The organism is Stieleria magnilauensis (genome assembly GCA_007753675.1).
GTDB lineage: Bacteria > Planctomycetota > Planctomycetia > Pirellulales > Pirellulaceae > Stieleria > Stieleria magnilauensis.
The window spans coordinates 1,821,357-1,835,140 of the sequence record CP036432.1 but is presented as its reverse complement, the minus strand read 5'-3'; the positions used below and the strand labels follow the sequence as shown (position 1 = coordinate 1,835,140).

The following is a 13,784-nucleotide window of genomic DNA, read 5'->3' as shown; positions in this document are numbered from 1 at the left end:
CGCCGCTAACGGATGTTTCGAAGGCGAAGCGTTGCAGAGGGATCTCACGAAGTCGCCTAACCTTGCGGGTGACACCCAGGATTGCCTAGAACGCATTGAGTGCCCAAAAGGTGTCGGACACGAATGGCACGGGCATAAGCCTAAGCTGCTGTGGCGTAACGGTTTCGGTTCGGGTTGCGTCTCGTTTTCATGAGCTTGTAGTTTTTCTGCCTGCGTTTGAGTTCCCGTTTTTCTTGGCGACCTGGTCGATTGCCGACAACCAGTTCGGAGATCGTTTCGAGCAGGTTGTCGAATTGTTCGCCCGGGCTTCCGCAGCGGAGTCGGAGAAATGCTGCAAGCTCTTCAATCGCCTGCATCGCGCCGGTAAAGCTCAGCCTTGTCGGACATCGCCCGAACTTCAACGCAGATGCCATGATCGCAGCGCGGACTAGATTGAATCCAATCATGTGGCAGTGGATTTCCTTGCGAACCATTTGCGGGCTCTTGCATCGCAAGTGCTCCATCTGCATTTGAGTTTTCAGGCTTCGGATGTGAAGCTCCACCTGCCATCTCTTGCGAAACAGTTCGGCCAAATCTTCCGCGGCATAGATTTCGGCATCCACCAACGTCGTGGCCAGGGTAATTTCCCTGGTTCGAAAACCTCGCTGCTCAACCTTGTACTTCAGGTGACGGACAATGACCAAACAAGGATACTGATCGTATTCTTTCTTGCTCATCCACTTGGGACGTGGCGGTTTGCGGTAGGCGACTAACTGATCCAGGTAGCCAAGTTTGAGCCCACGGCGAAAATCGATTTTGCGAAGTTGGTGCGCCCTGGCCACCAAGTCGATACCTCGCATCGGCCCCATGGCAAGCAACCAGAAGTTTGCGTAGTAGCGGTCAGCCAGCAAGATTCGCCCCGGTAAAATGCAGTCCAAAAACGTCCGCAGTAGCGCTGTCTCACCAGTCTGTTTACCTCGGTACGGCCCCACTGCCGTGCGTTGAATTGCACCTGTCGCAAGGGAAAACAAGCCAATCATCCTGGCGATCGGAAAACCGCAGCCAGGCTTTTGACTTTTCATTTGGGGGTATTCTTCTTGGTTCTCGTCGGTGTCAGCCATCGTCAAGGTCCAGCCATCAACCATTTCGACAATCCGGTCTTGAAACAGCCAAGCTTGGTCGGTCGCCTCTTCGCAACGTTTCGCGGTCCATGCAAGCAGCCTTTCGAAGAGTTGCTCAGGAAGCCTGCCGCGTGCCTTGCAATACGATGTTGTTTCGCTGCTGACGCGAAGCAACCCCTTCGCGACGCGGTACACATTGAAGCGGGTGACGGCCTGTTGGCAACTGTGGTCTGCCGAAAGGACCTGTGAAATGAACAACCAAACGGTGATCATCGGGTTGTAGGGGCAATCGCGGTATTTGTGCTTCAGTTCAGCGCAAACCCTTGCCACCTCAACCTGAGGCAGAAGGAGGTCCAAAACGAGTGATGAGGCTTTTCGCAATTTGCTTTGAACTTCGAAGCCTGCATCGGTAGACTGATCGTTCACGGTGAGCCCTCCAGTGAAGTGATGTGCTTGATAACTCCATTGCACCGGAGGCTCGCTGTGTTTTCAATTCATTTACGGCACGCAAAGTGCGATTGCGATTTGATATCACTGCCCGTTGTGCTAGCACGAACGCAATCGCACCACATCTAGTTGATTCCACTTATGCCCGTGCCATTCGTGTCGGACACCTTTTGGGCTTGCGGCGCGGGCCTGACCGATGAATTGGGGACAGTGTGTCAAATCCATTTCGATCGCATTGGCGTCTCAACCCTGACGTCGACTTCCTGAACCACGGCTCCTTTGGCGCGACGCCGAGGGTGGTGATGGAGGCGCAGCGCGAGTGGATCGAACGGCTTGAATACGACCCGATTGAGTTTCTGGGACCGGAACGTTCGTTGTTGCCAAAACTGGATCGGGTCCGTGATTGCATTGGCAGTCTTGTCGGTGCCGACCCCCGGGATTTGGCGTTCGTGCGGAATGCGACCGATGGGGTTAACGCGGTGCTGCGATCGTTCCCCTTTTCCCCCGGCGGCGAAGTGGTGATCACCAACCACGGCTACAACGCCTGCAACAATGCCGCGCGGTACGCAGCCGAACGCTGCGGTAAACAGCCTGGCGGCGCCACGGTGTCGGTCGCCGAGCTGCCGTTTCCGATTGAGTCAAACGCGCAGGTGATCGAGGCGATCGATGCGACGCTGACGTCCAAGACGCGGTTGTTGTTGATCGATCATGTCACCAGTCCGACCGGCTTGGGCTTGCCCGTCAAGGAACTGATTGAACTGGCACATCGCCGCGGAGTGCGGGTGTTGGTCGATGGGGCGCATGCGCCGGGGATGGTCCCCGTCGATCTGTCTGATTTGAATCCGGATTACTATACCGGCAATCATCACAAGTGGTTGTGTGGTCCCAAGACATCGGGGTTCCTGTACGTGCGGCGCGACTGGCAGCATGAAGTCCATCCGACCACGATCAGTCATGGTGCGAATTCACCGGGGCTTGGAAAGACGCCGTTCCTGGCAGAATTCAATTGGGTGGGCACGTACGACCCGACGCCGATTCTTTCCATGCCGACGGCGATTGAGTTTCTGTGTGGTCTCAAAGAAGGCGGTTTGGCGCAGTTGATGCGTGACAATCACGCGCTCGTGCTGGCGGGGCGGGACGCGTTGCTGAACGCACTTGGTTGTGACCCTCCCGCGCCGGCGGACATGCTGGGCAGTCTGGCGTCGGTTCCCTTGCCGGCCGAACGTGTCGGTGACGGCGAATCCGCAAACAGGTTGCAGCGTCGGATCTTCCATGAGCACGCGATCGAGGTGCCGATCTTCTTGCTTAAAGGGACGCTACCCTGTCTGCGGATTTCGGCCCAGGCGTACAACAGTCTGGATCAATACAAGCGGCTGGCTGACGTATTGCCGTTGTGCTTGGAATCGGAACGGAATTAGAACCTCCTGACTCCAACGGTTTTCCGTACATCGAAACCGTTTGACGTCGTCACGCCCAAACCGTCATCCACCGCATCTAGGGATGCGACTGCCTGATCTTTTGGATCGCCCAGCGGCAGGCTTCCGCGACGACTTCGTCTTCGTCGTCGGCTCCACGCTTGAGAGCGGGCAGCGCATCGGGGTTGCCTTGATTGCCCAGCACGATGGCTGCGTTTCGACGCATGCCCCGCAACCGTGTTCGCCAAAACGGCGATTTGCGATACTGGGCACGAAACGTGTCTTCGTCGATTTCAAACAGCGATTGGAGATCGATGCGATCGAGCACCCGTTGCTCCGCCGGCGTTTCGCTTCGACGCGCCGGCTTGCGATTCCACGGGCAGACCTCTTGGCAGACGTCGCAGCCAAAGACCCATGAACCGATTCCCTCTCGCAACTCCATCGGGATCGCACCGCGGTGTTCGATCGTCAGGTAGCTGATGCAGCGACTGGCGTCGAGCACGCCGGGGGCGGGAAAGGCGTCGGTCGGGCAAGCGTCCAGGCACGCCGTGCAGGTGCCGCAATGACTGGTGTGGTGCGGTGCGTCATAGGGCAATTCGACATCGACCAAAAAACACGCCAGAAAGAAATAGCTGCCGTGTTGGCGATGGAGCAGCAAGGTGTTCTTGCCGCGCCAACCTAGCCCGGCCAGTTGCGCCAGTTCGCGCTCCAGCAACGGTGCGGTGTCGATGCAACCGCGGCTGGAAACCTGCGGCGCGGCTTCGGCGACCAGACGTTTGAGTTGCTTGAGTTTGGCATGGATGGTGTCGTGGTAGTCGACACCGGGCCAGGCGTAACGCGCCACCGATCCCTGTCCGTCCGCCGCTGAACGGTCGGCATCGGCCGGATAAGGATACGCCAACACGATGATGCTCTTGGTCCCCGCCATCACGCCGTCGGCATGGCGGTAGGCGTCCAAGCGGTCGGCGAAGTACTGCATCCCGGCGGCGTAACCCGACTCGATCCATTTGACGAGATCGGTAAAGCCTGCGGAATCAACCGCCGGGGCGATCCCGGCGTTGATGAACCCCAATTCCGCGGCCCGCTGTCGAAACAGCGGCAGCCATCCGGCGGGATCGGGGGGCGATTCATTCACGGGCGTGGTTCACGATTGCAGCGTGAATTCTGGCAACTTGACGATCTCGCCGCCCTTGGTCGCCGACTCGTGAGCACACAACCCGACGCAGGTCCAGTTGGCGCTGGTGACGGCGTTGGGCCAGGGATCGCGATCTTCGCTGACCGCGCTGACCATTTCGTGAACCAAGTGCGGGTGTGATCCGCCATGTCCGCCACCCTGGACGAACGACAAATGGCCGGCGTCGTGGATTTCCGATGGCAGCGTGAACTTCTGAATTTCGGCCGGCAGCAGATGGGCGAAGTCGGGCACTTCGATCTTTTCCGCGATCTCCGGTTCTGGTTTCTTCGCGGTGTGCAGGACGTGTGGTTCGTTTTCGATCAGCGTCCACTCGAAACTTTTCTTCGTTCCATAAACGTCAAAGCTTTCGCGATATTGGCGGGCGACGTCATACAGGAAACGCCAGATGTGCGCCGAAAGGTCGCTGTCCTTCAATTTGAGATGACAGCTCTCGACGGCGAACCGATTTCCCGACTTTTTCGCAATCGACTCGCGGACTTCGCCGGACCCGAAACAACTGACGTATTCGGCCAGTGCGTTGGTCAGACCCAGGCAAGGGCTGACGACGTGCGTCGCGTAATGCATCGGGATCATTTCTTCCCAGTAACTCGGCCAGCCGTCCATGTCTTGCGGGTGCGATGCGGCCAGGTGTTGGATCTTTCCCAGTTCGCCACTCTCGTACATCTGTTTGATGAACAAGAACTCGCGGCTGTAGACGACCGTCTCGGCCATCATGTACTTCAACCCCGTCTCCTTGACCTTTTCAACAATCTGACGGCATTCGTCGATCGTCGTCGCCATCGGTACCGTGCACATCACATGCTTGCCCGCATCGAGTGCCTGCAGCGACATCCAGGCGTGATCGGGAATCGGGCTGTTGATGTGGACGTAATCGATGTCCGGGTCGGCCAGCAGATCGGCGTAGTCGGTGAAGCGTTTCTCGATTCCAAATTGGTCGGCCGCCTTGTTCAATTCGACTTCGTTTCGTCGGCAAATAGCGACGACTTCGGCGCCGGCATGGGCTTGATAGATCGGAATGAATTCGGCGCCAAAGCCGAGGCCAATCATTGCGACGCGAACAGGTTTGGACATGGGAAACCTTTACCAAGGGTAGCGAGAGAGGAAACGGATCGCAGTGCCGGTGCCGGATCGACGGTGGCGCAGGGAGGCGAAACCGCAGTAACAAAACAATGGTGTTTGACCGGGGCAAGCGACAAACTTAGCAAAAATCGTGATGCCATCAATGCAATATCGCGCATCATTGCTAAGCTATTTCACATGCAACAACGAAGCGTGGCGCTTTTGATCGAATCCAGTAACGAGTATGCCCGAGGGCTGCTGCGCGGGGTGTTGCGATACCAGGAAGAGTTCGGCCGATGGAAGGTTGATTTACCGGAGCAGCATCGTGGGGCGGATCCGCCGAGTTGGTTGCGCCGGTATCCGGGCGATGGCATTTTGGCGCGGATCGAAACGGACAAGATCGCCCAGGCCGTCCGAGCGACCGGGTTGCCGACGATTGATCTGAGCGCGGCGCGGCGACTGCCTGACATTCCATGGTTGGAAACCGATGATCAGCAAATCGCAGATCTGGCGGTCGAACATTTCCACGAACGGGGATTGCGCGCGTTGGCGTTTTGTGGAGAAGTCGAGTTCAACTGGGCGTGTTGGCGTCGCGATGCGTTTGTCGCTGCGGCGCAATCGCGTGGGTTGGAGGTTTCGGTGTTTGACATCCCGCCGGAAACAGCGCGCTCGACGTGGGCGCGTCAGCGGCCGAAGCTGTTGCGTTGGATCCGGGACTTGCCGAGTCCCTGCGGACTGATGGCGGCGTATGATTCGTTGGCCCGGCGGATCTTGGATTTGTGTGACGAAGCGGAACGGCGTGTTCCCGATTCGATCGCCGTCTTGGGCGTCGACGACGATCCACTGTTGTGCCGGCTGGCGTCTCCGCCGTTGACCAGCGTCATTCCGGATGCCGAGCAGGCAGGTTACGTCGCGGCGGAGTTGTTGGAAAAGATGATGGACGGTCAATCTGTTCCGGCGACGGGGACCCTGTTGCCGCCGATCGGGATCTCCACACGACGCTCGACCGATACCGTCGCGGTGGACGATCCCGAGATTGAAAACGCCGCGCGCTACATTTTGGCCCACGCGTGTTCGGGGATTCGGGTCGGCGATGTGGTGGCCACAACCTCGATGACGCGACGCGCGTTGGAATTGCGTTTCAAGGCGATGTTGGGCAAGACGCCACACGAGATGATTGTCGCCACGCGGATCCAGCGGGCCGAACGCTTGCTGCGCGAAACCTCGTTCCCGCTCGATTTGATCGCGCGGCGTTGCGGCATCGAGCATGCGGAGTATCTGAGCGTGATGTTTCGAAAGCAACGTGGGATCACGCCCGGCAAGTACCGAGCTTCGTTCCGCTGATGGGGAAGCGATTGAGCGACCGTTGGTGTCTAGCCTTTAGGCGATTCCGGGGCGCTGCTACGCAGCGAAAATGGGCGGCTAAAGCCTGCACACCAACACGTCTCAACGGTTGACAAGGCGCTAGCCGACTTCCGCTCCGTGGATTCGCCACCACGACCGTGCTTCTTCGACCGACCAGGGATGCAACGCGATCAGCCGATCCAATTCCAAGGCCAATTCGTCGATCGTCGAGAAGCGATCTTCGACGCTCTTGGCCATGCACTTTTTGACCAACGCGATGATCGGCTCGGGGACGTCTTGGTCGCGATGCACACCGATGCTGATCGGTTGTTCGGTCAGCACCAACGCAAACAATGATTCCGGGTCGCACTCGATAAAGGGCGGACGTCCCGACAGCAAAAAGTAGGCGATGCATCCGACGGAATAGATATCCGAACGGGGATCGATGTTGTTCGGTTCGCGATAGCGTTCCGGCGCCATGTACATCGGGGTGCCGGCCCAGATCGTTTCCGCGGTCTGGTAGGAATCGGCGTCGGGTTGCAGCGGCTTGGCCAAACCGAAATCGAACACGACCGCCCAGTCACCGACGGAGGCGTCCAGGGACAGCATGATGTTTTGGGGTTTGATGTCTCGGTGCACCAGCCCCAACTTATGAGCCTCGCCGAGTGAGTCGCATACCTGGCGCAGAATAAACAGCGCCCGTCCGATGGGCTGAAACCCGCTGCGTGCCACGACGTCGTACAACGTGATTCCCTTCAAGAATTCCATCACGCAATACGCTTCGCCTTCGTCACCCCGGCCGTAGTCATAGATCGTGACCGTGTGCGGATTGCTCAGCGAGGCGGCCAGTTTGGCTTCGCGATCGAACCGCAGCCGGTCTTCCAAGTTATCGCGGTCACCGCGCAGTACCTTCAATGCGGTATCGCGACCGAGTTGTCCATGTTTGGCGCGATAGACGACGCCCATCCCGCCGCTGCCCAACTCGGTGATCAACTCATAGCGGCTCAACGGGTGGACGGCGGCCTGAGCCATGGCGGTTCGTCTGGCGATCCGTCCGGCGGCGGTCAGCGCGGTGAAGGTCAGGATGATTCCCAGCGCGACGAATCCCAACCAGACGGTTTGCGCGGTCGCAAACGCCGAGGGTGCGGTTCGTTCGACGACAATGCCCACGTTCCATCGATTGACCCAACGCCATGCACCCACCACGTCCATGCCGGCGTAATTGCGGTAGGGGGCCAGTTGCGAGCCGGATTGTCCCGACGAAGCCGCCGCGACGGAATAGGTCAGCGGTTGCGTGCGTCGAATTTGGCTTGCCAGAAGAGTCGCAGACGCCGCGGACGTGCCCGGATCGGAGACTCGTAATTGGCAAGACACCGAATCGTCGTCGGACGCGCCGAGCGTCAGCCAGTCGAGCGCGCGGGGACTGTTGGTGACCATCATGCCGTTGGCATTGACGGCATACACGTCCAGCCCGCCCGCGTTGGAAGCTTCGCGAAAGATCTGGTCCAAGGCGTCGTACATGCCAAAGCCCCGAATCAAGATCGTGGCCACGACGCGCCCTTTGTCATCATGAATCGGCAAGATCTCAGCCATCACCGGCAAACGCGTATCGGGTTCAACGCCGCTCTCGTCGGCGATCAAGATCTCGGGACCGAACGACACCGTTTCACCACGCATCGCACGTGCCAGGTTGGCCGCCCCGTCCGGCGCGACGTTGCCCCCGACGTCGGCTCCGTCGACCAGCCAACTGGCGAGGACCTTTCCGGTGCGATCCCAGACGACATACTTGATATCGGGTTGTTTTGATTGGGCGACAAGCGCCGCGCGGATTTGTTTCGCGCTGGGGGCCTCACGCAGCGCGTCGACCGAATCATCTTGTTCGCTCGTGTGAACCAGGGCAATGATCGCATCCCTCAGGTCGCGGTGACGCGTCCACGATTCGGTCAGACGGGATTGATCGTCGAGGAATTGATCGACGCTGGTCCGGACGGCATCGGCCACGCCGGCCAATTCGTTCGCGGTCGATTGACGTAGACTCGATTCCACTTGCGTGTAGGTCCACCATCCGATCAGTGCGGTCGGCAAGATGGTGGCCAGCCATAACCAGCCGGCATTGAAACGCCGATGTTTGGTCGCCCGTGTCTGCCAGATGCCGGCCGAGGGATGTCGCCGGGCCCGCGGCTCTTCGTCCCGATACCGCGGCGAGGCGTGGGTTCGTTGAGAACTTTGCTGGGTGACCTGCGCTGATTTGGAAGGGGCGGGGATCGATCCGGACTTCGATTTTCGAACACCGCTCTTGTAGGTCTGACGCTTCGGCTGGCGACCACTGGCCGCGGGCGCCGGATTGGACGGGGAGGTCGACGCATCGCTGATCGAGTCGCGTTGGCCGGGAGGCAGGAACGGCGCGTTGGACGTCGCCGCATGACCGTCGGTGCCTTGAGCGGAGGATTCGGGGGGCGATGAGTCCGCCAAGGCGGGCGGAATCGCTGGTTGCTTGGCCGAGTTGCCTTCCAGCCGAGCCGATTCGTGGTCGTGCTCGTCCAGCAAGGACATCACTTCGTCGATCAGCGTCTGGTCGTCGCCACACTGCGAGACCAGAAACGCGTGTTGCTGGTCGGTGGGAAGGTCGTCGACGGCTAGAAATAATTCACGGACCCGCGCGTAACGCTCCGCATTCATCAAGTCGTCTCGGGTTCCGTTGCCGCGGGAGGAGAAACAGGGGAGTCGGTGTCCTGTTCGGCGGACGACTCGGTTTCCTCGGCTTCCTCGCTGTCACGTCGCAATTCGCGTCGCATCCAGGCGCGGCTCATCGCCCACTCCTTTTCGATCGTGCGGAGTCCCAATTTCATTTCCGCGGCGATCTCGCGCATCGTCATGCCGCCGAAGAACCGCAATTCGACAATTTTGGCTTGTCGGGGGTTCAGTTGGGCGAGCTGTTCGAGCAGATCGTCCAAGGCGACGACATCGTCGTCTCGATTGAGCTGAAACGTGACATCGTCGTGCAATTGCCGTCGTTCCCAGCCTCCGCCCCGCTTCAACGATTGGACTTTGCGGGCGTGATCGACCAAGATGCGTCGCATCACGGTGGCACCGATCGCAAAGAAATGCGTCTTGCCCTGCCAGTTGATCCTGGAATGGTCGACCATCCGCATGTAGGCCTGGTGGACCAGCGACGAGCTGCTGAGTCGGTTGCGCAGCGGTTCGTTCTGCAGGAATCGGCCTGCCAAGCGGCGCAGGTCGTCATACATCACCGAGAACAGACGGTCGGTGTCGCCTTCGGTTCCCTCTTGGCTGCGGCTAATTAAATCGGTGACTGAAGGCATCGTTTCGGCTAAGGCATCAGCGACTTTGGCGTCCGTCGCGACCGATCCTCCCCCTACAGCGAGTGAGTTCGATCTAGCGACATCCTCGGCGGATGACCGCCCGCCCCCCAGTGTAACTTATCCAAGTAGTGTAACTGCACCGACGGCGAAAATGTTCTCAAATGTTTGCGGCCCGTCCCCGGCACGTCGTCGCCGGGCAGGGGTGTTGCTCCGGCGGCAGCGGCGTCAATCGTCCTCGGGTTTGTTGCGACGGAACACCGCAACGATATCCTCGACCGGGACGACAAACAGCTGATTGTCGTGTTCCAGGTCGACCGGCACGGCGTTCTTGGGATGGAAAAGGATCTTGTCGTATTGGCGCAGCGGCAGCTCTTCGTCGTTTTCGACCACGGCGCTGATGGTCACGATGCGTCCGGTGATCGTCGGGATTTCGGCCGCATCGGGAAGCGCAATGCCCCCGCGGGTTTCGCGTTTGGGCTCGTCCTTGCGGACCAACACTCGATCGCCAATCGGCTCGACGTATTCGAACGCCGCGTTTGCCTTTTTCTTCGCCATCTCCACTCCGTAAGGATTCATGCTTTTCCGCCCCGAATCAGTGCTGGTCGGGATCTGGGTTTGAGGCAATAGTCTTGCGAGACAGGGCGTTTTCGTACACCCGGCATCGTGGGTGGGGCCGTGGCAACATGAGTAAAAACGGCAAGAATTGCCGATTAGGGTAAATCGACGGGCAAACAGCCGTCATGGCGTTTGGCGAGTTTTCGCAGCACTTGGCAACCGCGCTGGACCGGCCAAAGTGATCTGGCCGATTCACAGCCCAGGCGGAAATGGAAACCGTATGCTTTTCTCTTTTGACCGATGGTCTTTCGATGCGCAAGGATGTGAAACGTTCCCTCGTGATGTGGCCGCTGACAGCGTCTATTTTCGTGACCGGACTCAGCTGGCTGGGGATGCAGGCCGATCCCGGGGCAAAAATGATTGTCTCCGGCGCCGTCTCGCTTTGGAAAACCTCCGGCATGGCCCGGACGATCTTGCCGCCGACGGCCCGGCCACTCGCCCCCCGCCTCAGTGCCACCCCGGCAGGCCTGTCATCCGGTCAGATGGCGTCGACGGTCAAAACAGCCGCCCAGACGACCGCTTCACCGGCCCGCGGAGCCGTCGCGGATGCCTGGGCCGAGTTGTCACAGATCGAATCCTGGAGCGATGCGTCGTTCGAGCTTCAGCAGCCGAGCATCACTGGCATCCCGGCACCCTCGCTGGACAGCCACAGCGACATTTTCGGGTTTGAGGCTGATTTCGATGCGGCCGCCGGCGGGGCGTCCATCGGGGATCTGCCGATCTTGGAGCTGACTCCGCCGGCCGAGCACCAGGTTTCGGTCGAGCTGGATAAACCAAAGGTCGCGTCGCCGGACGAGCTGGTGATTCGAATCGATCCCGATGTGTTCTTCGCCGATGAGCGACCGCTGTCACAGGGACAACCGCACGCGCGTTTGGATGACCCCACGCCCCGCATGGCCGAACGTCCGACCTACGACGTCGCCTTGCCTTCGGCGTTTGAAGCACCCGCCGCGACGGTCGCCGATCTCGCGCCCGAGCGGACTGAAATCGAAGCGACTCCGGGCGAGCCCGCCACGGATTTGTTGGGTGCCGAAGAGAAGTCGGTCACGCCTGCTGCGACGCCCGGCAACATCGACAGCTCAGCCGACACCCAGGCTCCGCCGGAGGTTTCCGAGGTCACGCGGAAAAAGGAAAGCGATGCTGAGGACTCCGGTTCGACTCGAAAACTGACCCAGCCGCGTTCGGCCGCGTGGCCCGTCCCGCATCGATTGATCGAACAATTGGACATCCTTGATTCGATTGTCATTCGCACGGACTTGCCGGCTGATGATTTTGACCTTGATCCTGCGACGACGCCGATCTCAACCATCGGTCACCACGAATTGCTGCAATGGTCCAAACAGGTTCGTGATCTGCTGAGTCAGCTTCACCAAGCCAATCGTCTCGGTCAGCGCGACGTCGAGCCCTTGCTGGACGAACTGAAACAGTTGCAACAGTTTGCATCGGTCGAAGCGGAATCCTTGCGTTCGCGCAGTCGCCGTGTGGCGTGGCTACAAGCGGCGTATTCGATCGAACGACGTTTGGCGGTGTGGGAACCGATTTTCAAAATCAATTCGGGCAGTTTCCCCGCGGTGCAGCATGTCGGTGATGATGTGCCGTCGGTCGCCGACGCGATTGATCGATTGGAAAGCCGGTTGGTGGTCACCGGTGACGGTGCAGGCTGGTCGAAGTTCCTGCTGCTGGAGTCGGTTCGCGACGCGTTTGAGTCCGGCGATAACAACGCCCGCCGTGAAGTCGCCCAAACGTTCTTGTCGCGTTTGACGTGGCCGAACTTGGCGGCACCGCATCAGCGATTCCTCGCCGACCCGGCGGTCAATGACGTCGCCGTCGCGATCAAGCCTTGGGCCAGCGGCGCGATCGATTACTCGGCGTTGTTGCACCAGATCGAAAGGGCGGAGTCCAACGCGATCGACTTGGTGACCGCCGAGATCGCACAGTCGATGCAGGCACTCGGTCATGCCAATCATCCTCAGGCCCAGCAGTTGTCGGCCAACCTGGACACGCACTACCGCAACGCGAACGTCCGCTTTTCGCTCAGCGAAGAACTGTTGCGTGATCTGATGCCGCAATTGCCCACCCGCGAGGTTCCGCTTCGAACCACCATGCTGGGCAGCCGAGTGACCGGTGTCAGTCGCGTCAGCACCGACCTGCGGTTGCGGCTGATTCCGTCGCCGTCCACGTGGGAAATGACGTTGGAAACGATCGGTGATGTGTCCACACGCAGCGTCGGACGCAGCGGGCCGGCGGCGATCAAGACAACCAGCGTGAATCCGTTTACCGCGGCCACGCCGATCACCATCAAACCGGACGATATCTTCCTCGGCGATCCCTCGGTCAACGTCGGCGGCCGATCGCGACTGCGTGGAATCAACACGACCTATGATTCTTGGCCCCTGGTCGGAACGTTGGTCCAGAGCATTGCCGAAACCCAGTACTTCGAAAAAGCTTCGTTGGCGGACCGCATCGGCCGCAACCGAATTCGCTCGCAGATCGGCGACGAGATTGACCGCAGTGTGACGGAAAAGGTCGACCAGGCGACGGCGAAGTTCAGCGAAACGATCCTCGGTCCGTTGAATCGGCTGCAGCTGGAACCCCGCGTGATCGACATGAGTTCGACTTCGTCACGATTGATCGCACGCTATCGCATGGCCGGGGATTGGCAACTGGCCGCGATGACGCCACGGCCGCGGGCACTCAGCGACAACCTGTTCAGCGTGCAATTGCATCAGTCGGCGATCAACAACACGCTGGAGCAATTGGTCCCCCAGGATGAGGCGCTGCCGATCGATCAGGTGTTGACGCAATGCTTTGACGTGCTCGGTGTGAGCGATCGTCCTCTGCCGGATGATCTTCCCGAAGACATCATGATTCAATTTGCCAAGCATCGACCGATCACGGTGGAAATCGAAGACGGCAAGGTCTGGATCACGATGCGAATCATCCGCTTGCAGGGCGATCGAGTGCGGCTGAGAAATTTTATTGTCCGAGCGGCCTACACGGCTCAGGTCGACGGGCTCAATGCCGCCTTGGTTCGCGACGGTCATCTCAGCATCAGCGGCCCCGGCATGTCGATGCGACAGCGATTCCCTGTTCGAGCGATTTTCAACAAAGTGCTCTCGCCGACACGGCCCTTGCCATTGACGTCGCCGGAGTTGTTGGCCGAACGCTTGCCGGAGCAAAGTGGGATCACGCAGTTCGAATTGCGTGACGGTTGGGTCGGCATTTCGATCGGCAAAACGACCGAACACCAACGCGTCGCCAGCCGCCCGGTGGGAATTCGGTAAGC

General features: G+C 59.6%; 9 protein-coding genes. 3 read left to right on the top strand and 6 right to left on the bottom strand.

Annotated elements, in window-relative coordinates; genetic code table 11:
- Positions 1-140: 140 nt before the first annotated feature.
- Positions 141-1,526: an IS4 family transposase gene (locus TBK1r_RS06650; protein ID WP_145208338.1), complete on the bottom strand. Its 1,386-nt coding sequence runs from the start codon at positions 1,524-1,526 to the stop codon at positions 141-143.
- A gap of 233 nt (positions 1,527-1,759) precedes the next feature.
- Between TBK1r_RS06650 and TBK1r_RS06645 the strand changes: the two genes are divergently transcribed.
- Positions 1,760-2,965, top strand: a complete 1,206-nt coding sequence (locus TBK1r_RS06645; protein WP_419581044.1) for an aminotransferase class V-fold PLP-dependent enzyme — start codon at positions 1,760-1,762, stop codon at positions 2,963-2,965.
- Positions 2,966-3,041: 76 nt separating this feature from the next.
- Here TBK1r_RS06645 and queG read toward each other — a convergent pair whose 3' ends face one another.
- Entirely contained in the window at positions 3,042-4,097 is a 1,056-nt protein-coding gene (gene queG, locus TBK1r_RS06640) for a tRNA epoxyqueuosine(34) reductase QueG (RefSeq protein WP_419581043.1), read from the bottom strand.
- A gap of 9 nt (positions 4,098-4,106) precedes the next feature.
- Complete coding sequence (locus TBK1r_RS06635; RefSeq protein ID WP_145208336.1) at positions 4,107-5,228, bottom strand: Gfo/Idh/MocA family protein; 1,122 nt, start codon at positions 5,226-5,228, stop codon at positions 4,107-4,109.
- Between the two features lie 186 nt (positions 5,229-5,414).
- Here TBK1r_RS06635 and TBK1r_RS06630 point away from each other — a divergent pair, with 186 nt between their 5' ends.
- Complete coding sequence (locus TBK1r_RS06630) at positions 5,415-6,560, top strand: AraC family transcriptional regulator (RefSeq protein ID WP_145208334.1); 1,146 nt, start codon at positions 5,415-5,417, stop codon at positions 6,558-6,560.
- Positions 6,561-6,680: 120 nt separating this feature from the next.
- Here TBK1r_RS06630 and TBK1r_RS06625 read toward each other — a convergent pair whose 3' ends face one another.
- The 3 genes from TBK1r_RS06625 to TBK1r_RS06615 form a co-directional block, all read right to left on the bottom strand.
- Entirely contained in the window at positions 6,681-9,239 is a 2,559-nt protein-coding gene (locus TBK1r_RS06625; protein ID WP_145208332.1) for a serine/threonine protein kinase, read from the bottom strand.
- A complete protein-coding gene (locus TBK1r_RS06620) occupies positions 9,239-9,883 on the bottom strand; it encodes a sigma-70 family RNA polymerase sigma factor (RefSeq protein WP_145208330.1) in 645 nt (214 codons plus the stop codon). The genes TBK1r_RS06625 and TBK1r_RS06620 overlap by 1 nt, the downstream gene beginning before the upstream one ends.
- Before the next feature lie 225 nt (positions 9,884-10,108).
- Positions 10,109-10,438: a co-chaperone GroES gene (locus TBK1r_RS06615; RefSeq protein WP_095740147.1), complete on the bottom strand. Its 330-nt coding sequence runs from the start codon at positions 10,436-10,438 to the stop codon at positions 10,109-10,111.
- Positions 10,439-10,761: 323 nt separating this feature from the next.
- On the opposite strand from TBK1r_RS06615, the gene TBK1r_RS06610 reads away from it, so the two are divergent.
- Positions 10,762-13,782 (top strand): hypothetical protein, encoded by a 3,021-nt coding sequence (locus tag TBK1r_RS06610; protein WP_145208328.1) that lies wholly within the window; start codon positions 10,762-10,764, stop codon positions 13,780-13,782.
- The last annotated feature ends 2 nt before the right edge of the window (positions 13,783-13,784 follow it).

Excerpts from the sequence above, each read along its gene's own strand:
- TBK1r_RS06635 (WP_145208336.1), bottom strand. The coding sequence starts at position 5,228 with ATGTCCAAACCTGTTCGCGTCGCAATGATTGGCCTCGGCTTTGGCGCC.
- TBK1r_RS06625 (WP_145208332.1), bottom strand. The coding sequence starts at position 9,239 with ATGAATGCGGAGCGTTACGCGCGGGTCCGTGAATTATTTCTAGCCGTC.
- TBK1r_RS06620 (WP_145208330.1), bottom strand. The coding sequence starts at position 9,883 with ATGCCTTCAGTCACCGATTTAATTAGCCGCAGCCAAGAGGGAACCGAA.
- TBK1r_RS06630 (WP_145208334.1), top strand. The coding sequence starts at position 5,415 with ATGCAACAACGAAGCGTGGCGCTTTTGATCGAATCCAGTAACGAGTAT.
- TBK1r_RS06615 (WP_095740147.1), bottom strand. The coding sequence starts at position 10,438 with ATGGCGAAGAAAAAGGCAAACGCGGCGTTCGAATACGTCGAGCCGATT.